The following is a 23,283-nucleotide window of genomic DNA, read 5'->3' as shown; positions in this document are numbered from 1 at the left end:
TGCGGTCCTGTCCCTTCCTCCCGCCGCCTCCGGGCCGTCCGGCGACGGTCATCGGAGGCCGACGGCCTCGGCCCGCTTCCGCGACAGTGCGTCCACCCCGGCGGCCAGCAGCAGCACCGAGCCGGTGACAACATACTTGACGCCCGCGCTGTACCCCATGAGTCCCATGCCGTTGTCGATCACCGCGACGACGGCACCGCCCATCACGGCGTCGAGGACGCGCCCCTTGCCGCCGAAAAGGCTGGTGCCGCCGATGACGGCGGCGCCGACCGCGTACAGCAAAACGTTGCTGCCGCCGGTGTTCGGGTCGACGGAATTCGCGCGGGACGCGGCCACGATGCCGCCGATCGCGGCGAGTGTCGAACAGATGACGAACGCGGAGATGCGCACCCGGTCGACATTGATGCCGGCCCGGCGGGCGGCCTCGCGGTTGCCCCCGACCGCGTACAGGCTCAGGCCGAACGCCGTGCGGCGCAGCACGAACGTGCCCGCGACCAGCAGCACCGCGATCACGGGGACGACGATGGGGACGCCGCGCAGCGACACGACGGCGGCGTTGCGGCTGCGTTCCAGATTGAGTGCGTAGACCGCGGTCCACACAAGGGCGGCGACCGTGCCGACACGCAGCGCGGTGATGGCCGGCGGCGTGGCGGCGAGACCGCGCCGGGACCGCCGGTACTCGCGGCTGAACTGCACGAAGGCGTAGACGCCGATGGCGGCGGACGAGAGCACCCAGCCGAGCCAGGGGGTGACGTTCTTGTTGGCGATGGCGAGGATCGTGCTGTCGCGGACGGGAACGTTCTTGCCGTTCTCGACGATCATCAGCAGCACGCCCTGGAAGGCCAGGAACCCGCCGAGGGTGACGACGAACGACGGTATGCCGAGTTTGGCCACCAGCGCACCGATGACCAGGCCGATCGTGGCGCCGGTGAGCAGCGCGGCGGCGGTCGCGAGGTACCACGGGGAGCCGTGCGAGTCCATGAGCACGGCGGCCACCGCGGCGCAGACGCCGCTGGCGAAGCCGGCGGACAGGTCGATCTCGCCGAGGACGAGGACGAAGGTGAGGCCCATCGCGATGATGGTGACCGCGGCGCCCTGGGTGAAGAGGTTGGCGAAGTTTCCGGCGGTCAGGAAGCGCGGGCGCATGATCGAGAACGCGACGCACAGGACGGTGAGTCCGAGGACGGCCGGCAGCACTCCCATGTCGCCGCCGCGCAGCCGGGCCAGGTAGTCGCGGACGTGCGCGACGAGCGGGGAGGGGGCGCGGGTTCCGGCGTCGGTCAATGCGGGGGTGGTGACGGTCATGGGCCGGTTCCTTCCGCCGGGTCGGAGCGTTTGGCGAGGGACGGCCGCCCGGCGTGGTCGTCGCGCCGGAGCGTGCCGCCGCGTCCGGTCGTGATGAGCTCGACGACCTGGGAGTGCGTGACGTCGGAGGTGGCGACCTGCGCGGTCATGCGGCCGAGGTAGAGGACGGCGATGCGGTCGGCGACCGCGAAGACGTCGTTCATGTTGTGCGATATCAGCAGCACGGCGAGTCCGTTGTCGGCCAACCTGCGTACCAGGTCGAGGACTTGTGCGGTCTGCGCGACGCCGAGCGCCGCGGTGGGCTCGTCCAGGACGACGACCTTGCTGTTCCACAGCACGGCCTTCGCGATGGCGACGGTCTGCCGCTGGCCGCCGGACAGTCCGGCGACGCGCTGACGTACGGAGGTGACGGTGCGCACGGACAGGCCGGCCAGTGTCTCGGTGGCCATCTCCTCCATGGCCGCGTCGTCGAGCACCATGTGCCGGGTGCGTTCGCGGCCCAGGAACATGTTCTGGACGATGTCGAGGTTGTCGCACAGCGCGAGGTCCTGGTAGACGATCTCGACGCCGAGCGCTGCCGCCGCCCGCGGGCTGTCCACCTTGACCGGGGAGCCCTCGAACAGGTAAGTCCCGGAATCCGTCGGGTAGATGCCGCCGAGGCACTTGACGAGCGTCGACTTCCCGGCGCCGTTGTCGCCGACGAGAGCCGTCACTTCGCCGCGGCGGATCGTCAGGTCGACGTCCCGCAGTACGTGCACGGGTCCGAAACTCTTGTTGATTCCCCTCAGTTCGATGATGGGGTCGGTGGATGCGGACGCATCCGCCGCTCCCGTGGGCGGCGACGACACAGGCAATCCTCCTCAGTGACCGGTCAGTGGCCGGTCAGTGGCCGATCGGGTACCGCTGTGGTGCTGCTGTTGCCGGCTTCGGTGCCGCTCAGGTGATGCCCACTTCGGCGCACTTGGCGGCGAACTCGCCGGTGCACAATTCCTCTTTGGTGACGTAGCCGTCCTTGACGACGTCGTTCACGTTGGCCCGGAAGATCGACTGCGGTTCCAGGAGCACGGAGGGCACATCCCGGTTGCCCTCGGGGTCGTGGACGGTGCCCGGCGCGGAGGGTGTCTCACCCTTCGCGAGGGCGATCGCCAACGCCGACACGGCGTCCGCCTCTTGCTTGATGGGCTTGTACACGGTCATGCACTGGTCGCCTGCGAGGATGTTCTGCAGACCCTGCACGGTCGCGTCCTGTCCGGTGACCGGCACCCGGCCGTTCAGCTTCTGCTTCTTCAGCGCCGCGATCGCCGCGTTGGCCAGGCCGTCGTTGGCGGCGATGACACCACCGATGTCGGGCTTCTGGACGAGCATCTGCTCGAAGATCGTGCCGGCCTCGGTGTTGTTCCACTCGGGCACCGACTGGTCGGGGCCCTTGACGTACTCTCCGGAGTCGAACTTCGGCTTCAGCACGCCCTCGTAGCCCTGTTTGAGCAGCGTCGCATTGTTGTCGGTCGGGGAGCCGTTGAGCCGGGCGATGACGGGCTTCACGGCGTTCATGTCGGTGAGGCACTTGACCAGGCCCTCGCCGAAGAGCGACCCGACCTTCACGTTGTCGAAGCTGACGTAGTACTGCGCACCGCCGCCCAGGGTGAGCCGGTCGTAGTCGATCGTCGCGACGCCCTGCGACTTCGCCTTGTCGAGCACGGCTTTTCCGGTGCCGCTGTCGAGGTTGACGATCACCAGCACGTCGACGCCGTTGGTGATCATCTGGTCCGCGATGGTCTGGAACTGCGCCTTGTCGTTCTGCGCGTTCTGGATGTCGTAGTCGACTCCCGCAGCCTGGAAGGCCTCGCTCAGGTACTTGCGGTCCGCGGTCTCCCAGCGCGCCGAGCTCTTGCTGTCCGGGAGGATCACGCCGATCTTCGGCTTGTCCCCGTCGCCCGAGTCGTCGGAGCACGCGGTGGCCCCCAGCGACGTGACGACACCGAGCGACAGCGCGATGGCCAGGGTTCTCTTGCGCATGGTGCAACTTCCCTTCTGGACGGGCCAGTACGAGTATGTTGCTGGCGACAACGTATTCCTCACCGCATGCGCACGCCAGGCTTTCACTGTCTCAAGTCCATTAAGTTGCAGCGGACATCAAGCAGGCCCTGCCGTGGCGGCGCAGCGCCGTCATCCACCTGTGTAAGGTGCGCGCGTATGAGCGGACACGACTTCTTTTCGGACGCATTTGTCCGAGCCGCGGGACCGCACGGCGCCTGGGTGGCCGAACAGCTCGACGCGTTCAACGAGTTCATGCCGATGGGCGAGTGGCGCGTCAATCTCGACGAACGGATCTACCGGCAGAGCGGTCGCGCGATCACCGTCTCGGTGCTGGGCAGCTTCTCCACCGGCGACAACACCTGGCTGTGGGGGTGGGCCAATCCGTCCTGGAGCGACCCCGCGGTGGCGTCCGCCGCACGGGCCGTACGCGCGATCGGGGAAAGGGACGGCATACCGGAGTTCACTCGCGAACTCGTCGATCTGTCGGGGTTCGCGGACCCTCGGATGGCGGCCGAAACTCTCGCGTACGCCGCCATGGGCCTGCTCGGCTCGTCCGGTTACATCGGCGTCACCGCGAACCCGACCGGCCGCCTGTACATGCTCACCGACGACGAGCAGGTGCCGCGCGCCCACCCGGACGCGATCACGCTTCCGCGCGTCCTGATGACCGGCGCGGGATTCCTGCCGGTGTCGGCGGAGACGGTGGTCACGGGCTACCTGGCACACCACGGTCTCGCCTGCCTGCGCACGGGTACACCCCAAGGCGCGACGCTCAGCGCCGAGTTGGCGGACGGCGACACCGTCACGGTCGACATCGACACCCACGACCGCATCGCGCGCGTCGGGGTCACCGCCGCGCCGCGCACGGTCCCATCCCGCGCCTGGTGGCTGGCCGCCGGCGCCGGTCTCGCGCAAGTCCTGGAGCAGGACGGTGAGTTCACCGCGTTCATCGAAGCGAATCCGTACTCGAACCATGACTTGGCCGCCAAGGTGCTGCACTGCGGCTCGTCCGGGATCCGCATCCGCGTGCTGGGCTCACTCGACGCCTCCGGAACGCGATGGGTCTGGGACCCGGACACGCACGCCCATCTGTCACGGCTGCCGGCTCTGGCCAACGCACCCGAAACAGGCCCGGAAATCGACCTGTCCGCGTGCCCGGACCCGACGGCCGCGGTCAAACTCCTCAGCCACGGCGCAGCCGGTCTGCTCGCGGGAGGCTGCTGCGTCGACCTTCCCGACGACGACGGGCGCGCGGTCTACGTGACCGTGGACGACCCGAGAGTCCCCCGCGCCACGGCGGCAACGGCCATGGCCGAAGCCCTGCGCGGCGCCGCCGAGGTCGTCACGGCACTGGTCTCGGAACCCCAACGCGCCGCCGTCATCACCAAGTTGACGGAGGAGTACCTCGCCGCGCATGGATCGGCGACCCGCGAAGACACCGCAGAAGGAACGGTGTTCCGCGCGGAGAAGCTGACGGTGACCGTCGACGGCTCCGGGGCGACGAGGGTGGACGCAAACGGCACCTGAAACACCGTCAGACGGGTCCGCCGCGACACCCGGCATGTCGGTGGGAGATGGAACAATGCTTGTAACAGCGCCCGTTCACCACTGAACAGGGCAAACCATCACACCCAGAAGCGGAGTTCGGCATGGCCTTGACTCGGAATCCCGCTCCCGCGACCGTGATGACCCCGACCGACCGGCCCGACCCCGACCGACCGGCCCCGGCACCCGTCCGCATGTCCACCGCGCGGCGTGCGCTCGCGCGCATCGCGACCGGCGCGGTTCGCACCCACGCGGGCGGGCGGGCCGGTGCTCCCGGGATCTCCGCCCGCACGCTGCACACCCTCGACACCCGCAACCTCGTGCGGTACGGCGACCCGGTGCCGGGGCGCGGGCGTCCCGTTCGTCCGACCCGCGCCGGCGCGCGGGCGCTCATCGCGCGCGGCTCGGCGGGCACCGCGGCGTGGCTGTGGCTGCTCGACCAGGACGAGGTGTGGGTCGCCGCCGACGGCCGCACCTACCTGATCGCCGAAATGCCGCCCGCGTACTGCGGCAACGCCGCGGCGTGGTTGCAGCGCCACGCCGCCGAAATCCGCCGGTACGCCGAACCGCAGCGGCGCGTCGACCCGTTGGCGTGGATCGACGCGAAGCCCCTGACCCGCGCACTCGTGGAATCCGCAGCCGACTGATCACCCGGCAACGGCCGTCGGGCCGACACGGGGCGTGACCCGCCCCGCGACCGAACCGACGGCCGTCCCGGTTTCCAGCGCGCGGCAACTCCCCCGGCAGCCGGAGCAGTTTGCCGCAGCCAGGGCGCCCGGGAGCGAACGGCAACCCGCACGACCCGCCGTCGCCCCGCCGACCAGGCCGCGTGTCGAGCAGCGCGAACCCTTTCGTGCCGCGCCCCGGCCCAGGCCGTCCCCGGCCACCGACTCACGCCGGGGCAACGCGAACTCGCCGGTGCGGTCTCACTGTCGGCCACCGGCCCGCAAGCGCGGTCAGCCGCCGGTGCCCCCCGCCGCCGACAGCGCGAACATCACCGAGACCATGCACGCTTCGGTCTCGCCCACCGCGCGCAAGCGGTGCCGGGTCGCCCGTTGGACCACCACGTCGCCGGAGTCGAGCCGCGTCGTCGTGCCCTTGCCGTCGGCGCCGCCGTCGGCCAGGTCGAGTTCGAACGCCCCGGACACCACGACGCCGACGTCGATGGTGGCGGTCGTGTGCCAGTCGGCCGGCACCGGTTCGCGGTCGGGGGAGAACTCGACGCGGCGCAGGGCAACTCCGCCGCCGTGCGGTTCGAGGGACCAGCGGGCACCGGGAATCGACGTACCGCCCTGCGCCGCGTCGGCGAGCGGTCCGCCGGTCTGCCACAGGTCGTACACCGCGAACCCAGCGGGCGGGAAGACCGATGGCGGCGTGCCGAACACGGCTGCCCTCGACCGGCCTTCGCCCGCGTCACCGCCATCCGGGCCGGCGTCTCCGACGGTGATCAGCAGCCGATTCCCGTCGACCGGGTCGCCCACCCCGCCGATCACCAACTCCGGTTTTTTGGCCCCGGGTTCGGGCGACAGCACGACGCTGAGGAAGACACACGGCTGTTCGCCGGCCACCCTCCACCGGTGCCGGGTCCCGCGCTGGACCACGGCGTCGCCGGGGCCGAGCTCGTACTCGCCGTCGTCGAGGCCGAGCACGATGGATCCGGACACGACGACGATGAGGTCCTGGGTGTCCGTGCGGTGCATGCCCGGCTCCTCCGGGTCGTCGCCCGGCGTGCGCAGCCAGGTCTCCTCCGCCGGGGTCCCGGCCGGCGAGCCGGGCCACCGGACGAGCCGACAGGCCGCGGCCCCGCCTGCCGGGAACGTCCCGCGCAGCTCCGGCGCCGGGTCTCCCCCGTCGTCGGCACGGGCCGGCGAGCCGTCGAACCACAGCACCTCCGCCATGCCGTGGCCGCGTCTCGACACGGACGTGACCGGCGTGTTCGCATCCGCGACGATCACCGGACGGCCGTCGGCGTCGTGCCCGGTCACGACCCGGCGAACCGGAAAGACGGATGGCTCCGGGGTGGGTGTCTCCGGCACAGTGCTTCCTTCCTGACGTGTTGCCCGCACAGGTCTAACAGGGAAGCCTCCGTGTGACCAGCGCGCCCGGCACCCGCCCGGCCCGGCCGGACACAACATGTCGGGAAACGCGGCGAGGCGCATCGACGGCCCCCTCCTGCGCCCGAGACCGTCGGGACCCGCGCGACGCACCCCGGACGACCGCACCCCGTGATCACGGCCACAGCACCAGCCTGCGGCAACGCGCGTCGCGCTCCGCAGCGTTTCGTCCGTAGTCATCACGACCCGATCGGGGATGCTGACTTTCATGCCGATTGCTCCCGAACCTGTTCTCGGCCTGGTCAAGCGCCGCAACGAACCGGTCGTCGTCCGGACGCTGCGCAGCACCGTCGCCGCGGTCCTGGCGTTCGTCGTGGCGCTGTGGCTGTCCGGCAACGAGGCCCCGCTGCTCGCGCCGCTGACGGCGCTGCTGGTCGTCCAGGTGACGCTGTACTCGACGCTGACGATCGGCATCCGCCGCATGTTCAGCGTCCTGCTCGGCGTGCTGATCGCGGTCGGATTCACCGAGATCGTGGACCTGAGCTGGTGGAGTCTCGGCGTGCTCATCCTCACCTCACTGGTCGCCGGGCACCTGCTGCGCGTCGATCCGTTCGTCGAGGAGGTGGCGATCAGCGGCATGCTCGTGCTCGGCGTCAGCAGTCTGCACGCGGCACACAGCACGGCCCTGGGAAGGATCGGCGAGACCCTCATCGGCGTCGCAGTCGGCATGCTGTTCAACTTCGTGTACGCGCCACCGGTGTTCGTCCAGCCGGCCGGCGAGGCCATCGAAGACCTCGGCAGCCGATTGTGCGGCCTCCTCAAGCGCATCGGCCGGGAACTGCGCGAGGGCGCGACCCGCAAGAACGCCGACTCGTGGCTGGAGGAAGCGCGCGTACTCGACGGCGACATCGTCCAGGCCGACGGCGCACTCTCCCAGGCCGAGGAGAGCCTGCGGCTCAACCCGCGAGCCGCCCGCCATGCCCTGCACGCCGGGATCGTCCTGCGCAGCGGCCTGGACACACTCGAACACTGCGCGGTCACGATGCGCTCGGTGTGCCGCGGACTCGCCGACCTCACCCAGGAGTCGGGTCGGTACGAGAGCGTCTATCCCACCGACGTCGCCGAGGCGCTGGACAACCTGCTGTGTCACCTCGCCGACGCGGTCACGAGCTTCGGCCGCATGGTCACCGCCGAGGTGACCGCGCAGGCCGAGCACGCGGAGGCGGAGCTCACCGAGGCCCTGGCCCAGGCCCGCGCCGACCGCGACCGCACCGCCAACCTGCTGCGCACCGAGACCGAATACGAGCCGGACACGTGGGAGCTGCACGGCTCCCTGCTGGCCGGTGTCGACCGCATCCTCGGCGAACTGGACGTCGAGAAGCGCGCCGAACCCCGCCTCGCCGCGACGAAGCCCACCCGCAGCACGACCCGCGCGGCACGCCACCTGATGCGCCTGAGCCGCGTCCGCGACAATCGCCCCACGACCCGCAGGAACAGCACCAAGGCACCGCCGGGAGGCGCCCGGTGAACCCGCGCGACGCCAACTCCGGGACACCCGAACACCTTTGTGTGACCGATGGGTCACGCTAAGCTGTGACGGGCTCGGCCGCAGGGGCTGACGTGGCGTCAAAGCTGCCCGGGGGTCATGATGTCCGACGAGTACACCGAGGAACCACCCGTCGCCCGGGTCCCGACGGGCATCGACGTCTCCGTTCCGAGCGTGGCACGGATGTACGACTATTTTCTCGGCGGCAAGGACAACTTCCGTGCCGACCGCGAGGCTTCGGAGCAACTGAGCGCCGTCTCCCCCGGCTCGCGGGCCATCGCCGTCAACAACCGGCGCTACCTTCAGCGGACGGTTCGTGAGCTCGCGCACAAGTACGGCGTGACGCAGTTCCTCGACCACGGCTCCGGCCTGCCGACGCAGAACAACGTGCACCAGATCGCCCAGTCGGTGCACCCCACCGCGCGCGTGGTCTACATCGACAACGACCCGATAGTGCTCGCGCACGGCCGGGCGTTGCTCATGGACAACGCCACCACCACCGTGATCACCGCCGACATGCGCGACACCGAAGGCGTGATGACGCACCCCGACGTCGTCAAGCTGCTCGACTTCACCGAGCCCGTCGCGGCGTTGTTCGTGTCGGTCCTGCACTGCATCCCCGACTCCGACGACCCGGGCGCGCTGCTGCGCCGCGTCGTCGACCGGCTGGCACCGGGCAGCTTCGTCGTCGTGTCGCACCTGGTCGCCGAGGATCCGGAGGTCCGCGACCGACTCACGGCGTTCATGCTCGATGCGACCCAGGGCAATTGGGGGCGGGTCCGCACTCCACAGGACGTCGCGGGCTACATCGCGGACGCCGGCCTGGAGCCGCTGGCGCCGGGGCTGGTCGAGGTGTCGCAGTGGCGCCCGGACGGCACGAAGGGGCCGGTGCCGGAGAGCACCGAGTGGATCGAGTTCGGCGGGGTCGCCCGCAAACCGTGACGCCCTCGCCCCGCCGACGAGTCGGCACGACGGGGGGCGGACCGCCGGCCGACCGGGTCAGCCGAAGGACCGGGACACGGTGCCGCTCCTCGACGCGCCGTCCGTCCGCCACGTGCGGCGGACGCCGTGAACGCTGAAGATCGTTTGGACACGAGTCAACTCTTTGCCGTCGACGGGACGCCACTCATAGAGTTGTCGGATGCCGACAGAACCTTCCGTGCGAGCTGTTGACCGGGGTCAACGTCGGGCGTCGTACCAGCAGGCGCGGTCACGCGAGACGAAACACGCGCTCGTGCAGGCGGCAGTGGCCCTGTGGCGCGCGCACGGCTACGCGGGCACGACGGTCGCCGACATCTGCCGGGCCGCAGGGGTATCGAAGGGGCTGTTCTACTTCCACTTCCCGCGCAAGGAGGACGTCCTCCTGGAAGTCGGCGTGCTGTCGACCAGGACCGCGCAGCGCGAGGTGCACGCGTTGCTGGAGAAGCCCTACGAGGTGTCCTCCGTCATCGAGAGCGTGCTGACCGGCCTGGAGCGGTCGATGCGGCGCAACCCGCCGGAGCTGATCGTCGAGACGATCCTGGAGGGCTACCGGTACGAACACCGGCTGCTCGCGGGGGAGGCGCCCGCCGACGAATCGCTGTCGTACATTTTCGCCGAGCTGTTCGAGCGCGCGCAGGCGGACGGCAAGCTGCCCGGCCACGTGGACACGCTGCGCCTGGCACAGGCGACCCAATCGCTCGTCAGCGAGGGCGCCCGGCACTGGGCGGCGGGCGTCTACGGCGACCGCCGGTTCTCCGACGTCGTGGGCGGCGACATCGCCGCGCTCATCGCGGGCTGGGTGCGTTCCTGAGGCACGGCGCCGCCCCGGAGACACGGCCCGCCGCGCGGGCGACGAGGCGAAACGAGAGCCTCGGGAGCGGTCTCCTGGCAGCCGCCCGCCGCGGAGCCGACGGGCTCACCGCGCGGTGGCCTCCGCCTCGCGCAGCTCGTCCAAGAGCTCCTTCTGGCCGGCCAGCATCTCGGTCAGGATGCGCCGCGCGGCGCGCATCAGGTCGGCGACGTCCCCGCCGGAGAGCTGGTAAACGACCGTCGCCCCGTCGCGAGTCGAGGTGACGATGCCGGAGCGGCGCAGCACGGCGAGTTGCTGCGACAGGCTCGACGGTTCGATCTCGATCGCGGCGAGCAGGTCGCGTACCGGCTTCGGACCGTCCTGGAGCAGTTCCAGCACGCGGATGCGCACGGGGTGGCCGAGCATACGGAAAAACTCGGCCTTCGCCTGGTAGAGCGGTACGGGCACGGTCACCCTCTCTCCGCGCCGGGAGCGGCGGCGCCGCCCTCGCCGGTTTCCCCGGTACGCGCGGCTTCCACGTCGTGTTCCGGTTCCGGCAGCGGGACGCTCTCGACGCGGGCCGCGGCAAGCGCTTCCTCCAGCTCGTCGACGGCGACGCGCAGCGCGTTTCCGTCGTGCGTGCGCGCGGCGTCGGCCAGGTCGTGCCGGGCCCGTTGCACTCGGTCACGCACCTGGGCGGCGTGTTCGTCGGGTGCTTGTTCGTGGGCGGCGCCTGCGCCCCCGCCGTGTGGCTGCGCCGCGTGTTCGCGCGCTGTGCCCTCGCCGGGTGAGTGTTCTCGGCTCATGTTCCACCTGCCATCACGGGTGCCGGTGCGCCGCCCGCGCGGGTCGGCCGCGCGCGTCCAGTGGCCCCGGAGGCCTCTGCGGCCCGTCGGGCAGCCCATCCGGTCCGGCGCACCAGCCATCATGTTGCAACTTGAAGAAAGTTTCAATTGGCCGGACTTGGCCTTGCCTTGCCTGGCCACGCCCCGCCTCGCCCCGCCTCGCCTCGTCATGCCTGGCCATGCCTGGGCGCGACGCGGTCGACGGTCCGGGAGGACGCCGGACCGCAGGGGGAGACGGGCCTCGGACGCCCGCCTCTCCCCCGACGAGGTGTCGGTCAGCCCGCGTCGGTCAGGTCGAGTTGCCACGACCAGCGGTATTCGCCGGAAGGCATGCGGAACTCCGGCAGGGTGTCCGGCCCGAGGAGCCCGGTGCCGAGACCGCGGTGGGCGATGTCGACGTGCACGAATGTCTCGGCACGGGGTTTGAGCTCCCAGGTGTGCGCGGCGGCTTCGAGGTCGGCGGGCTGGAAGTGGGAGACGTTCATCTGGCTCGGCCGGTCCGTCGTGACGGTCAGGCGGCGCCCGGATCCGTCGCTCAGGGTCAACTCGCGGACGTCGGCGCGCCCGCCGTTCTCCTGCGGCACGAGGTAGGGGACGAACAGGTCGTCCACATCGGCGGCCCACCGGCCGTGCAGGCCCGACCGCTTGCGGTCGGGATACGTCTCGTGCGGCCCGAGGCCGAGCCAGGAGACCCGCTCGAAGCCCGGTACCGTCGCAAACGTGATCCCTACCCGCGGGACTTCCTCGAACTCCTCGGGGAGGAGGACGTGTTCGTCGAAGCGGAAGACCGTGTCCGTGACGGCGGTGATCCGCCGTCGGTGCTCGACCACCGCACCGTACGCGGCGGTGTGGCGGCTGACGACCGTCGCCGTCGAGCCGTCGTGTTCCCGTTCGACCAGGGTGCGGGTGACGCGGAACAGTCCGGTGCGGATCAGGCGCCCGTCCAGGCGCAGTGAAACGTCGTTCTCGGTCGGTGCCCGCCACAGCGACAGCGTGGGCGGGACATCGAACACCGGGTGCCGGAGCAGGCCTTCGGCGTCGAGCGTGGGTGTTCCGGCGGCGGAGCGGGCGTCCGCGAATGGACGCGGAGCCGTGTCGATCGGCACCTGCTGCCGGGCGACCTCCGTGCCAGGCTCGGCCCACGGAGTCGCTTCGGCGAGTTCGACGACGAGCGTCAGTGCGACCGTTGCGGGATCGCCGAGTTGTGCGGTGACGTGGGTGGGGAGGTCGAGTACGCCTTCCTCGCCGGCGGGAACGTCCGGCGTGGGCAAGGGTGTTGCCGTGCCCGGACCCTCAACGGTCTCGGTCTGGACCCGGATGCGGAACCCGGACAGGTCGCGGAAGGTCTGACGGTTCCTCAACCGCACGTGCCCGCGCCGGGCTTCCTCGGCGCCGGAGACGACGCGGACCGGGCTGAAGATGTGGCGTGCCTCGTGGAGGGCGGGTTTGGGAGTGCCGTCGGCGAACACAACACCGTTGATGCAGACCGAGCCGTCGTGGGATTCCTCGCCGAAGTCGCCTCCGTAGCGGAACCGGCCGTCGCCGTCGGGGTCCAGACCGTGGTCGTACAACTCCCAGACGAAGCCGCCCTGGAGACCGGGGGTCGACTCGAAAAGGTCCCAGTACGCGCCGAGTCCACCGGTCGAATTGCCTTGCGAGTACGCGTATTCGCACAGGATGAGGGGCCGGTCCGCGTCGGGGTGGGCCGCGTAGGCGCGCAGTGCGTCGAAGACGGGGTACATCGGGCAGACGACGTCGGTGGCGGCGTGTCCGGCGTGCCAGTCGGCGGAGATGGCGCCTTCGTAGTGCAGCGGCCGCGTCGGGTCGTAGTTGCGGACCCATCCGGCCGCGGCGTCGTGGTTGGCGCCGTAACCGCTCTCGTTGCCGAGGGACCACATGATCACGGCGGGGTGGTTCTTGTCGCGGCGAACCATGCGTGAGACGCGGTCGGTGAACGCCGCGAGGTAGCGGGGGTCGTCGCAGAGCGTGCCGGCGTACGCGTGCGCCTCGATGTTCGCCTCGTCCACGACGTAGATGCCGAACTCGTCGCACAGGTCCAGAAAATGCGGGTCATTGGGGTAGTGCGAGGTGCGTACGGCATTGACGTTGAACCTCTTGAGCAGAACAAGTTCGGCGCGCATCCGGTCCGGCGTGAGGACGCGGCCGGTACGCGCGTCGAAGTCGTGCCGGTTGACGCCCTGGATCCACACCCGGCCGCCGTTGACCAGCAGGTCACGGCCCCGGATCTCCACCCGGCGGAATCCGACGCCGACAGTCGTCTGTTCGACGGTCTCGCCGGCCGGGTCCACGAGTTCGACAATCAGCGGGTAGCGCCTCGGCGTCTCGGCCGACCACGGCGCGACGGGCAGGTTCGTCCCGTGCAGGCGCACGCGCCCGGTCCGCGGCGGCACCGCCTGATTGTGCATGCGGCAGTACACCGCCGACTGCTCGGGGGTCAGCGACGTTCCCGCGGCGCCCAGCGAAAGCAGGTCCATGAGGCCGTCGGGAATGCGGGAGGCAGGCGGTTGTTCGGGGTACCCGGCCCCGGGGCGGGGCATGCCCGGCACGGCACCGGTGAACGGGACGGGCGCCGGCTCCGGTTCCCACAGCCCGGCGATCCGCGCGCGGACCGTCCAGCCGTCGCCGAGCGGTTCGAGACCGTCCACCGCGACGTCGAGCCGCAGGCTTCCGGTCCCGGCCTCCGCGTCGAAGTCGGCGACGGCGTGCAGGTCGCCGAGGTAGGTGGCGGCCGTGTCATAGAGGTACACCGACCGCGTGATGCCGCCGTGCCACCAGTGGTCCTGGTCCTCGATGTACGTGGCGTCCGACCACTTGACGACCGTCAGTTCGATCTCGTTCTCCGCGCCCGGGCGCACGAAGCCGGTGACATCGAACTCCGCGGCCAGGTGCGAGTCCTTGCTGAAACCGACGTCCTGTCCGTTCAGCCGTACCAGCAGCACGCTTTCCGCCGCGCCGACGTGCAGGACGACGCGCCGGCCGGTCCAGTCGCCGGCGGTGAACGTCCGGCGGTAGACCCCGGTCGGGTTGTCCTCCGGGGCGCGGGGCGGCCGCGCGTCGAACGGGATCGTCACGTTGGTGTAGTGCGGCCGGTCCTCGGTCCCCTGCATCGTCCAGACTCCGGGAACCTCGATGCCGCGCCACTCGTCGCCTCGCTCGGCGAGGGGATGGGCAAGCAGTTGGAAGTCCCATGTCCCGTCGAGCGACAGCCGCTCCGGGTGCGGGACCGCGTGCATGGGCAGCCGGTTCCAGGACGTCGCTTCCGGCGCGTCCCACGGGCGCAGGGCAGCGAGCGAACCGGCGTCGGCGTTCATGTGGTTGTCCCCTCGCGAGTCTGTGGCGACCGGGTTACGAAGGAAGTCGACGCGGCGACTGCGGCCGATCCGGGGTCACGGCGGATCGGGCAGCCCGTCCGGTCGCCTCGCCTTCCCGAACGCCACCCCGAAATGCTGTGGCACCGCGAACCGATCGTGTCGACCCCGACGCACCACAGCGGATGCCGGCCTCGGCCCAGGCCCACCCCATCGTCGGCACCGGGATTCCGCCAATCGGTTGCCACATGTTGCCCGCCGGCACGTGCATGCCGTGTCCCGGCCATTACGCTGCGGCGTCGGGTTCGCGGTGGGTCGGGTCGACGAAGGGGACGCCGGGCGCTGTCGACACCAACGCGGCGGCCAACTCCTTGAGCTCGGCGGACGGCCCTTCCCACTGGGCGACCGTCCCGGCGACAGGCAGGCCGATCAGATTGTTCACGAAGTCGGTCCGCTTCCCGCTCAGGTTGTTCCGCTCCCGGTACTCCTGGGTGGCGACGACACCGACCCAATGGCTGCCGTCCTTGATCTGCCAAGCCACCACGGCCTCGATGTCGGACCAGGCAATGAACCGCCTTGCACGGAACAGCCCGCCCGGAAGCGAAACCCCGGCCGAGTCCATCCGCAGGGGCGCCGCGCCGATCCACGGCCCGGCGACGATCAACGCCGCGATCGCTCCGAAGAACACCCAGACACCGATCGCAATGTGCAACGGCAGGGGAATCCCGATCAGCGAGAGCACCACCGTTCCACTCAGCAGCTTCACCGTGTTCCGGGTCCAACGCCGACGAAGTTCAAAAACGGGCTCTGTCGTCTGCATGCGCGGATATTGGCAGGATCCTCCGCCCGGGTCCACCTCGGGCAGTCCCACCCCAGGCGGCTTTCCCGGCCACATCGTCCACACAGGTTTCCCGGCCACCGACCCCCGGCCTGCGTCGACCGCACCTGCGTCTCCCTGGAACGGTCTCGTCGGCCGAGCTACCCCTCGACGCACGCAAGCCCTCAAGCGGCTGCGCGAACGCGGGGCCGCAGAGCTGTACTCCACCCGCCGTCACGAATCTCGCCACACGCGCGAGCGGCGCAACCTCCTTGTCCGCTGCGGTCGATAACTTGTCCGGCATGGGATTCGACACCAGCTATCACCCGGTCGACCTCGCGCTCGTGGAAGACCGCCTGCTCCCCTACATCGCCGGTGCCGGCGCCGACAGCGATCTCGCCGACCTGGTCGCGCGGGCGGTGGAAATACGCAAAACGCGGTTCGTCGCCAAGCAGTGGGCCCTCGGCGCGTTGTCCGCTGCCACCTCGCTCGGCATCACCGCCCTCGACTCCCAACTGCACGTATGGGGAAGACCGTTCTTCATCGTCGCCGACACCACCGACCGGGTTGTCGAGGACACTCTCCGCTACCTCGCCACTCCGCCCGACGGCGTCGAAGCCCTGGCCCACGAAATGCTCGCGCGCCTCGATCCTGCGTTGGCAGGGAAGGTGGAGCCGTCGACCACCGGCCACCTCCCCGACGACGCCGCACTCGCGCACGAACTGATGTGGCGCATGCGCCTTTTGCGGGCGAGCGGCGCCGCATTGCGCGCGGGAGAGGCGACGGTGTCAGACCCCGACTCCGGCCGGACCCACCACCCGGGGCGCCTGATGGACCGTGAGGTGCCTTTCAGCGTCCTGGAGTTCGCCGCCACGTTGCATCCGGGATGGATGTCGCGCGGATACACCTGGCCGACCAGGCTGTACGCCGAGGCGGGATTGGACGCCGCCGAATTCACCGCTCCGGAACCGCTGTTCGCGGCGCTGCGCGACGCGTACCCGGGCCGAGACTGGTTCTCGGCACCGACCATCGACGAGAACTACATGATCGGCGGTTTCGTCGACGCCGCCCAAGTACAGGCCGCACGGGCCCGCTTGACCGAGAACCGTGATGCACTCCTGCGTCCGGCCACCACCGAGGGCTGGGCGGACAGCTGTGCGGTGGATCTCACCAAGATCGAGGAAACGCTCGCATTCGCCGCGCACTTGGGCTTTGCCTTCTGCGAGGCCACGGAGATCTACAGCGGCTTCGGTGGCGTCATGAACTGAGCCGCCGTCCGGCCGAGGGGCCCGCTGCGCTCCGCCACGGGCGCGGCGGGCCTTTCCGTTGCCGCTCAGCCTCCTGCGCAAGGACAACCATCGCGTCTATCCCCTTTCGCCCCCGGCGAAACTGCGCGGTAAGGATAGAAATCCACCAACTCGGACGGAAGATTGGATCCAGGCGTCACGAGGCGCCGAGTTCGCCGTGCTGTCGGAACTGCTGTGACATGGCTGTCGGGAGTGCCGGGCGGGTGCCTCGCGGGTGGGGCGTACGCACGGGTGGTCGGTGGAATCGGGCGAGTCAACGGTGTCGGGACGCCGACACGGTGGCGCTCCGGAACGCGATCGACCACTTTGTTCCGACGGCGCCTTCGCGTGCCGCGCGAGGGTCGTGGATCGTGCGGGGCGGGTAGGGACCAGACGAAGTCCTTTGTCAGGCCCGAGCGTTCCGCTGGGAGACACGCACAGGCCTCAGACGGCCGGTGAACTTACGGGCTCGTGGCAATCCGCGTTCATGGCGGGACAGCGTCGTCACGCCACCGGGGAAAGGGAAGTCGCTTGCGCGTAGCACAAGTTGGTATCGAGGAAGAGTTCCATGTGATCGACCTGGAGACCCGGCGGCTGGTGCCGCAGGCCCCGGCGATCCTGAACGGCCTGTCCGGTGAGGGTTTCACCGCCGAACTGCACCAGACCGTTCTGGAGTCGAACAGCCGACCGCATCGGGACCTCCGCGCGCTCCAAGAGGACTTGGTCGCGTTGCGCGCCGAGATCGTCGGCGTCGCGACCAAGTTGGATGTCGGTGTCGCGGCCGTCGGCACGGTCCCGCTGGCGGACTTCGGGATCGCGGCTCTGACCCCCAACGTCCGGTACGAGCGCATCGCCGACACATACGCGGCCCTCACCCGCGAGCAACTCATCTGCGGCATGCACGTCCACGTCGAAGCCGAGGACCGCGACCTGGCCGTGCGCGCCCTCCCGTGGATCGCCCCATGGGTCCCGGTCCTGCTGGCGCTGTCCGCGAGTTCGCCGTACTGGCAGGGCGCGGACACCGGGTACGCGAGCTGGCGTACGCAGATGTGGCAGCGCTGGCCGGCCGCCGGACCGGTCGGGGTGTTCGCGAACGCCGCCGAATACGACGCCATGATCGCCGGCCTCGTCGATTCGGACATCCTCCTCGACCCGGGCATGCTCTACCAGGACCTGCGGCTCTCCTCCCATCTCCCCACCATCGAGCTGCGGGTGTGCGATTCGTGCCCGTCGGTGGAGACGCCGATCCTGATCGCGGGGCTGTTCCGCGCGCTGGTGGCACACGGCATGCGGGCCGCGGCCGGAGGCGAGCCACCCGCGGTCTGGCCCACGGAGTGGCAGCGGGCCGCGTCATGGCGGGCCGCGCGATCGGGGCTGGAAGGGCCGCTGGTGGATCCCCGGGGTTTCGGCTCCGCGCCGGCCGCGGACGTGGTGCGCCAACTCCTCGCACACGTACGCCCGTACCTGGAGGAGCACGGCGACTGGCCGTTGATCTCCGCATTGGCCGAGCGCACGCTCGCATCGGGCAGTGCGGCGGAGCAGCAGCGCCGGGCGGCACGCGGCTGGGCGTGGGAACCGGCTCGGGCGGTGGACTGGGTGGTGGAGCGGACCGCCGCGGCACCCGAGTGGCCGCCACTCGCGGTCCCGCGGCAGCGGACGGCGACCGTGGCCCCGGGGGCCGGCCTTGCCGACGAGGCTCCGAGGATGGTGGAGGGCATCCCCGGCGCACCGCAGGTCCCGCAGGTCCCGCAGGTGCCGCAGGTGCCGCAGGTCCCGCCCGTGCCGCCGGTGGCGACGGAGCCGTCTCCCTTGTGACGCCGTGCCCCTGTGACGCCGCGACGCGGTAATGCCGTGACGCGGTGACGTCGCGACGCCATGCCGCCGTGCCAGCGTGCTGCCGTGCTGCCGTGCTGCCGTGCTGCCGTAGTAAAACGACAACACCGCGCAGACAACCGGTCCGCTCTCACGGCAATGCCCGGCAGTCACCTGCGCCCTGCGCCGTCACGAACACCCGCCCGCTGACGTGCTTTTCGTGCCATGACCGCAGAACGCCGTGTAAGGGACGGCCGATTCCGGCCGTCCCTTACACGGGGGTGCGTTCGCTCCCGTTCAGCAGCGCTTCATCGTCGCTGTTGCGAACAGGTGCGCGCCGCCTTCCGCTTGCTGTCGCCTGGCGTGGCGATCCGCGACTCGGTGCTACTTGAAGTCGGCCATGCTCTTGCCCACATCGGCGAGCGTGGTCGGCTTCGGGTAGTTGCCGGTGAGCTTGATCGCCGGCGCGTCGCAGCGGTAGGCACCGGTGTCCGGCTTGAAGTCGGCCGGCTTCCAGCCGTCAGGCGTCGCGGCCACGACGTTGAAGCACTTCACCGGAAGGTCCGGACTCGACATGTCCAGCGGCGCCTGGAGTCCGCCCGCGGTCCAGGCTTTCTCGGTCAGCGCGGCGTCATACGCGCACTTGCGGGTGAGCTGGTCGCCGCATGTGGCGGCCGACTTGGCGAACAGCAGCCAGGACGAGAACGCGCGGATGGATCCGAGCCCCACCTTCGCCCCGGGCGCGTACTTGGCGTACAGGTCGATGACCTTCTGCGTGGCGGGGTTCTGGGCGGCCAGCTCCAGGGGGTACACGCCGCTCAGGTCGGCGATGTTGTTCTGCGCGGCGAGCGCCTGGTTGCCCGTCAGCTGAAGGAAGTCGTCACCGTAGGCGTTGCTGTTGGCGTCGATCCAGTCGAGCTTGTAGTCGATCGTCGTGAGCGCCTGCTCCAGCTTCGCGAGCTGGGGGAACGCCCCGTAGAAGAGCAGGCCCCTGACGTTCTTGCTCTTGATCGACTGCGCGTACGGCATCCAGTCCGATACCCCCTGCGCCGGGTACAGGTCGTTGTACGTCACCGCGCCGCCGGTGGCCTTGACACCGTCCACGGCCATCTCGACGAGGACCTTGACCGACGGGGAGTCGCCGCCGATGACACCGACGGCACCGGCCGAGCCCGGGTAGGCCTCCTTGAGCAGCCAGTTGTAGTAGCCGGCGTACATCACCCACGACGAACCGCCGGGCTGCGTGGCCGCCTGGAGGTCGGAACCGGAGTTCTCCAGGGAGACAGTCTGGGCGGGGAACTCCGGCAGCAGGCACGACAGCCGGTCCTTGACACCCATGTTGTCCAATGCCGCGCCGCCGCCGACGAGCGCGAAGTCGTCGCGGCACGCGTCGGTCATGCGCTGGCGCACTTCCATCATCTTGGTGTCGTGCGTGTTGGCCACGAGCTTGCGCCCGTTGATGCCGCCCGCATCGTTGCACCACGACGTGAACACCTTTGCCGCGTCCAGGTACTCCTGCTTCTTCGTGAAGCCGACGTCGCTGAGTACGCCGACCTTGATCTCGCTCGCGGTGACGCCTTGGGCAGGCGAACTCGTCGGCTTGCCGGGCTGGCAGACGTTCTTCAGGTCACCGAAGTCCGCCGATGTGGCGGTGGCTTGGGCGTTTGTCGGCGGGGCGTCCGACTCGGAGCTGTCGCCCCGGTCTCCGCATCCCACCGCGAGCAGAGCGGTCACCGACAAAGCGGCGACAAGAGTCCTCTGCGGTCTCACGGGCTGCCTCCTCAAGGCTGTCCCCAGAAACGGCTTACAAATACACGTACTTGCGGTTCACCGCGACGCGGCCGAGCAGCGTTCCCTCGGCCCCGGGCGGTGTGGAGCGTGGTGCTGTTGGCTTGTGGCGTGTCCGACCTCGAACTCCGGTCGGGCGGCCGGCTGGGCAGGCGGACGAGCGCGGGCTCGGAACCCGCGCAGGAGCGCCATGAATGTCGGTGGATCTGCCCGCAGGGCCCGTGCCCGGGGACGTCACCCGGCCGCGTTCCACCTGTTCCGGTCGCGACCCCCCGTCGCGACGATCATCTTGTCCCTCTCGCGTAGAGGAAAGTATCTTCTCGCGTACCGAGAATCAATGTTTGCTTTCGCGCCGTGTCCGCTTCGTGTTGTGGTGGCGCACAGGCCAAACCAAATGGGCTGTAACAGCCTCCGTCAAGGCATTGACGCAGCCGCCCGGCGTGCGCAACCCTGCATCCCCAACCGGTATTGCGATCTTTGCGACGGAAGGGCCCGCATGCAGATGCCGCACGCGCTCAGACGCGGCCGACGCCGGCCCCACAGCGTCCGTCATCTCCGGGAGGGCGCTCCCATGTCGCACTGAATCCGCTGGTCAGCCTCGCTTTCTCAGCCGATGCGCCGTGCCGGGCCCACTTGGAGTCCGCCCTACCGCAGGATTCCGGCGAACGGAAAGTCACGCGGCGGCACGGAGCGCAGCGGAGAGTTTCCGTGCAATGGCCGATCTTCGTCCGCGAATGCGAACGGGCGCGCCGATCACCCGACCCCCGAATTCAGACTTCGCCTGATTTCAGAGGTGAACGTTTTCCGCCGGTTCCGCGCCGCCCTGGTCGAGACGGAACGGCGGATAGACGTCGGTCATCAAAGCCGCGTACGCGACTACGCGCACGGTCCAGCGGTTCAGCCCCATCACGAAGTCGAAGATCCCGCGCGGGTAGCGCGCGGTGAACAGCAGCGCGACCGCGGCGAACAGCACGAGGAGACCGGTCAGACCCGGACCGCGCCAAAAGCCGGAGCTGAACGCGACGACCAACACGTAGTGCGGGAGGGCGAGCAGCCACCACTTCACCAACACCAGCCCCCGGGAGAGCTGTTCCGGATAGGCGACGTCGAGCCGGGCCGGATGGCCGGGGTCGTCACGGAGACTGAACGGCGGGTAACGGTCAGTGCCCAACGCGCTGTAGCCGTAGTAGCTGACCCGCCACGTCCAGCGCAGCACGCCCAGGTTGAAGTCGAACAGCCCGCGCGGGTAGCGCGCGGTGAACAGGATCGCAAAGAACGCCACCACGCTGACGAGAACGAATGCGATCCACAGGAACACCAGCACGATCAGGTGCGGGATCAGCAGCAGCCACTTGACCAGCCACAGCCAACGGGACAGGTTCGTGTCGAGCCGACCGTCCAGGGTGACGGGTCCGGCAACTCGCGTGTGCTCCGCGGCGCTGTTCATGGCGGATTCCTTCCTGGCAGCCGCAGGCGGACGCACTTCCGCCCCGGTCTTCCGAATCCGGGCACCGCACCCCGGTCGACGGCGAATTCATCGGATACCCCCGCATCCGACCAGGCAGGCAACGGTCTTGGGCCACCACCGCGGCGAACTCACTTGTACACAGAAAGGATTCGCCGTCGCCGGCGGCCCCTGACGGGCCCTGCGGCTCCCGCGTGCCCGTCAGGGGCGCCGCTGCGGCATGAGGGCCGCGTGTCGGGCCGGCCCCGCACGTGCCGGATCCGGACGGGTTCGTTCTTGGGAACAAAGACTGGACTTCCTCCGCTTCGATGCCCCGAGCGGCTTCCCCCGTCTTCCACCTTGCCGGTCCCGACCGCCCCGTGCCACCGCTGCCCGGACAGGCGAAGGACCGCGGCGTTCGCCCCGAGGGCGGGCGACTGCCGGCCGTGGCCCTAGGGCAGCGACCGGAGCCAGCCGCGCGCGCCGAGTTCGGGGTGGAGGACGTCGTCACTCCACAGGACGCGACCCGTCGTGGTCGCGGCGTCGGCCAGGGCCACGCGTACGGTCGCCTCCGCGAAGTCCTCCGACGTGGCCCAGTCCGTCTCGCCGGCGGAGGCGTACTGGTTGCCGGGGGTCTCGACCGGCTCGGACGGCGCAAGCGCGTTGACCGCGATGCCGTGGCGCTGCATCTCCGCCGCGACGCACTCGGTGAGGTGGTGCAGCGCGGCCTTGTTGCCGCCGTACGCGATCGGCCCGCGACGCTCGGTGGTGTACGGGCCTTCACCCGGCAGGAATGCGGCCAGCGACGTGATGTTCACGATCGCGCCGCGCCCTGCCGCCACCATGTCCGGGAGGACCAACTGCATGAGCCGGTACGACGCGAACAGCCCGATCTCGAAATGCAGGCGGAACGACTTCAGGGGGTAGTCGAGGAACGACACCGGCAACGGACGGTCGCGCAGGTTGCGCAGCCCTGCCGGCTTCTCCGGCTGCGAACTGCCGTTCTCGGAGCCGCGGGCCGGAGGGCGCCCGCCCACCGTGAGCGCGGCGTTGTTGACCAGCAGGTCGACGGGGCCGAGCGCGGCGCGGGTCTCCTCCACCGCCCGGTCCACGTCCTGCGGTCGGGACAGGTCGGCCGCGACAGCCACCGCGTGCCCGCCGGCGGCCTCGATCTCGGCGACGGTGTCGTGGATGGTCCCGGGCAGTCGCGGACTCCACTGCTGCTCGGTCCGCGCGACCACGGCGACGGACGCGCCCTCGCGGGCGAAGGCCACCGCGATCGCCTTGCCCAGCCCGCGGCTGGCACCGGTGACGATCGCGGTACGCCCGACGAGCCGCCGAGTCACGTCCGCCACATCGACCTCCGTCACGTGTTGGAGAAGCACATTCTCTATAGCCGCCCGCGAAAGAAGTCAATGGTCACGCCCGTCTTCTCCGGGCCTGGCAGGGTCATCCCAGCTCGCCACTGGTGACGGCGAAGAGGCCGGACAGCTCCACGTCGGGCGCGTCGCCGGTGTACATCCGCGCGTTGTCCCGATGAAGAACCCGTGCGGGTCGGTTGTGGCGAACGCGAACCGGTCGGAGAGCCCCTGGTTCCAGCCCTCCTCCACCGCCCATCGACTCATCATTGCGATTCCGCGCGCACCCGCGCCCACGATCTCGAACGACACCACGCTGCTCCCCTCACGAGCCATGTGGCAGGGG

The 23,283-nt window shown here is 70.0% G+C and carries 18 protein-coding genes; 7 read left to right on the top strand and 11 right to left on the bottom strand.

Going from position 1 to position 23,283, the window contains the following annotated elements; all coding sequences use genetic code 11:
• Positions 1 to 48: 48 nt before the first annotated feature.
• The 3 genes from ACRX5W_RS19080 to ACRX5W_RS19070 all read right to left on the bottom strand — a co-directional run bounded on the left by ACRX5W_RS19080 (position 49) and on the right by ACRX5W_RS19070 (position 3,321).
• On the bottom strand, positions 49 to 1,305 hold the full coding sequence (locus ACRX5W_RS19080; RefSeq protein WP_436789399.1) for a sugar ABC transporter permease: 1,257 nt from the start codon (positions 1,303 to 1,305) through the stop codon (positions 49 to 51).
• The gene (locus ACRX5W_RS19075; protein WP_436789398.1) at positions 1,302 to 2,153 is read right to left on the bottom strand and encodes an ATP-binding cassette domain-containing protein; all 852 of its coding nucleotides are present in this window, start codon (positions 2,151 to 2,153) and stop codon (positions 1,302 to 1,304) included. Before ACRX5W_RS19075 ends, ACRX5W_RS19080 begins: the two co-directional genes overlap by 4 nt.
• An 88-nt stretch (positions 2,154 to 2,241) precedes the next feature.
• Positions 2,242 to 3,321, bottom strand: coding sequence for a sugar ABC transporter substrate-binding protein (locus tag ACRX5W_RS19070; RefSeq protein WP_436789397.1), 1,080 nt, complete (start codon positions 3,319 to 3,321; stop codon positions 2,242 to 2,244).
• Between the two features lie 177 nt (positions 3,322 to 3,498).
• On the opposite strand from ACRX5W_RS19070, the gene ACRX5W_RS19065 reads away from it, so the two are divergent.
• Both ACRX5W_RS19065 and ACRX5W_RS19060 read left to right on the top strand, forming a co-directional pair.
• Entirely contained in the window at positions 3,499 to 4,869 is a 1,371-nt protein-coding gene (locus ACRX5W_RS19065; RefSeq protein ID WP_436789396.1) for a DUF6882 domain-containing protein, read from the top strand.
• Between the two features lie 122 nt (positions 4,870 to 4,991).
• Positions 4,992 to 5,534, top strand: a complete 543-nt coding sequence (locus ACRX5W_RS19060) for a hypothetical protein (RefSeq protein ID WP_436789395.1) — start codon at positions 4,992 to 4,994, stop codon at positions 5,532 to 5,534.
• A gap of 309 nt (positions 5,535 to 5,843) precedes the next feature.
• Here ACRX5W_RS19060 and ACRX5W_RS19055 read toward each other — a convergent pair whose 3' ends face one another.
• Complete coding sequence (locus tag ACRX5W_RS19055; protein WP_436789394.1) at positions 5,844 to 6,923, bottom strand: cupin domain-containing protein; 1,080 nt, start codon at positions 6,921 to 6,923, stop codon at positions 5,844 to 5,846.
• A 286-nt stretch (positions 6,924 to 7,209) separates the two neighbouring features.
• Here ACRX5W_RS19055 and ACRX5W_RS19050 point away from each other — a divergent pair, with 286 nt between their 5' ends.
• The 3 genes from ACRX5W_RS19050 to ACRX5W_RS19040 all read left to right on the top strand — a co-directional run bounded on the left by ACRX5W_RS19050 (position 7,210) and on the right by ACRX5W_RS19040 (position 10,279).
• Positions 7,210 to 8,469, top strand: coding sequence for an FUSC family protein (locus ACRX5W_RS19050; protein ID WP_436789393.1), 1,260 nt, complete (start codon positions 7,210 to 7,212; stop codon positions 8,467 to 8,469).
• Positions 8,470 to 8,586: 117 nt separating this feature from the next.
• Positions 8,587 to 9,429: an SAM-dependent methyltransferase gene (locus ACRX5W_RS19045; RefSeq protein WP_436789392.1), complete on the top strand. Its 843-nt coding sequence runs from the start codon at positions 8,587 to 8,589 to the stop codon at positions 9,427 to 9,429.
• A 217-nt stretch (positions 9,430 to 9,646) separates the two neighbouring features.
• The gene (locus ACRX5W_RS19040; RefSeq protein WP_436789391.1) at positions 9,647 to 10,279 is read left to right on the top strand and encodes a TetR family transcriptional regulator; all 633 of its coding nucleotides are present in this window, start codon (positions 9,647 to 9,649) and stop codon (positions 10,277 to 10,279) included.
• A 105-nt stretch (positions 10,280 to 10,384) separates the two neighbouring features.
• Here the strand turns inward: ACRX5W_RS19040 and ACRX5W_RS19035 are convergent, their stop codons facing one another.
• The 4 genes from ACRX5W_RS19035 to ACRX5W_RS19020 all read right to left on the bottom strand — a co-directional run bounded on the left by ACRX5W_RS19035 (position 10,385) and on the right by ACRX5W_RS19020 (position 15,198).
• Positions 10,385 to 10,726, bottom strand: coding sequence for an ArsR/SmtB family transcription factor (locus ACRX5W_RS19035; RefSeq protein WP_436789431.1), 342 nt, complete (start codon positions 10,724 to 10,726; stop codon positions 10,385 to 10,387).
• A 2-nt stretch (positions 10,727 to 10,728) separates the two neighbouring features.
• Positions 10,729 to 11,064 (bottom strand): hypothetical protein, encoded by a 336-nt coding sequence (locus tag ACRX5W_RS19030; RefSeq protein ID WP_436789390.1) that lies wholly within the window; start codon positions 11,062 to 11,064, stop codon positions 10,729 to 10,731.
• A gap of 314 nt (positions 11,065 to 11,378) precedes the next feature.
• A complete protein-coding gene (locus ACRX5W_RS19025; RefSeq protein WP_436789389.1) occupies positions 11,379 to 14,435 on the bottom strand; it encodes a glycoside hydrolase family 2 TIM barrel-domain containing protein in 3,057 nt (1,018 codons plus the stop codon).
• A gap of 283 nt (positions 14,436 to 14,718) precedes the next feature.
• Positions 14,719 to 15,198 carry a hypothetical protein gene (locus tag ACRX5W_RS19020; RefSeq protein WP_436789388.1) on the bottom strand — a complete coding sequence of 160 codons (480 nt, stop codon included), beginning with the start codon at positions 15,196 to 15,198 and terminating at the stop codon, positions 14,719 to 14,721.
• Between the two features lie 353 nt (positions 15,199 to 15,551).
• On the opposite strand from ACRX5W_RS19020, the gene ACRX5W_RS19015 reads away from it, so the two are divergent.
• Both ACRX5W_RS19015 and ACRX5W_RS19010 read left to right on the top strand, forming a co-directional pair.
• Positions 15,552 to 16,517 (top strand): hypothetical protein, encoded by a 966-nt coding sequence (locus ACRX5W_RS19015; RefSeq protein WP_436789387.1) that lies wholly within the window; start codon positions 15,552 to 15,554, stop codon positions 16,515 to 16,517.
• 549 nt (positions 16,518 to 17,066) lie between these two features.
• Positions 17,067 to 18,350 carry a carboxylate-amine ligase gene (locus tag ACRX5W_RS19010; RefSeq protein WP_436789386.1) on the top strand — a complete coding sequence of 428 codons (1,284 nt, stop codon included), beginning with the start codon at positions 17,067 to 17,069 and terminating at the stop codon, positions 18,348 to 18,350.
• A gap of 381 nt (positions 18,351 to 18,731) precedes the next feature.
• Here the strand turns inward: ACRX5W_RS19010 and ACRX5W_RS19005 are convergent, their stop codons facing one another.
• The 3 genes from ACRX5W_RS19005 to ACRX5W_RS18995 form a co-directional block, all read right to left on the bottom strand.
• Positions 18,732 to 20,117 carry an ABC transporter substrate-binding protein gene (locus ACRX5W_RS19005; protein ID WP_436789385.1) on the bottom strand — a complete coding sequence of 462 codons (1,386 nt, stop codon included), beginning with the start codon at positions 20,115 to 20,117 and terminating at the stop codon, positions 18,732 to 18,734.
• A gap of 805 nt (positions 20,118 to 20,922) precedes the next feature.
• A complete protein-coding gene (locus ACRX5W_RS19000) occupies positions 20,923 to 21,582 on the bottom strand; it encodes a DUF4389 domain-containing protein (RefSeq protein ID WP_436789384.1) in 660 nt (219 codons plus the stop codon).
• 449 nt (positions 21,583 to 22,031) lie between these two features.
• Positions 22,032 to 22,934 carry an SDR family NAD(P)-dependent oxidoreductase gene (locus tag ACRX5W_RS18995; protein WP_436789383.1) on the bottom strand — a complete coding sequence of 301 codons (903 nt, stop codon included), beginning with the start codon at positions 22,932 to 22,934 and terminating at the stop codon, positions 22,032 to 22,034.
• Positions 22,935 to 23,283: the final 349 nt, after the last annotated feature.

The organism is Yinghuangia sp. YIM S10712 (assembly GCF_051388935.1).
In the GTDB taxonomy this organism is placed as follows: domain Bacteria; phylum Actinomycetota; class Actinomycetes; order Streptomycetales; family Streptomycetaceae; genus Yinghuangia.
This window is presented reverse-complemented; position numbering and strand designations above follow the sequence as displayed.

Coding starts and splice junctions, on each gene's coding strand:
- ACRX5W_RS19080 (WP_436789399.1), bottom strand. CDS start 1,305: ATGACCGTCACCACCCCCGCATTGACCGACGCCGGAACCCGCGCCCCC.
- ACRX5W_RS19070 (WP_436789397.1), bottom strand. CDS start 3,321: ATGCGCAAGAGAACCCTGGCCATCGCGCTGTCGCTCGGTGTCGTCACG.
- ACRX5W_RS19065 (WP_436789396.1), top strand. CDS start 3,499: ATGAGCGGACACGACTTCTTTTCGGACGCATTTGTCCGAGCCGCGGGA.
- ACRX5W_RS19060 (WP_436789395.1), top strand. CDS start 4,992: ATGGCCTTGACTCGGAATCCCGCTCCCGCGACCGTGATGACCCCGACC.
- ACRX5W_RS19050 (WP_436789393.1), top strand. CDS start 7,210: ATGCCGATTGCTCCCGAACCTGTTCTCGGCCTGGTCAAGCGCCGCAAC.
- ACRX5W_RS19045 (WP_436789392.1), top strand. CDS start 8,587: ATGATGTCCGACGAGTACACCGAGGAACCACCCGTCGCCCGGGTCCCG.
- ACRX5W_RS19030 (WP_436789390.1), bottom strand. CDS start 11,064: ATGAGCCGAGAACACTCACCCGGCGAGGGCACAGCGCGCGAACACGCG.
- ACRX5W_RS19025 (WP_436789389.1), bottom strand. CDS start 14,435: ATGAACGCCGACGCCGGTTCGCTCGCTGCCCTGCGCCCGTGGGACGCG.
- ACRX5W_RS19015 (WP_436789387.1), top strand. CDS start 15,552: ATGGGATTCGACACCAGCTATCACCCGGTCGACCTCGCGCTCGTGGAA.
- ACRX5W_RS19000 (WP_436789384.1), bottom strand. CDS start 21,582: ATGAACAGCGCCGCGGAGCACACGCGAGTTGCCGGACCCGTCACCCTG.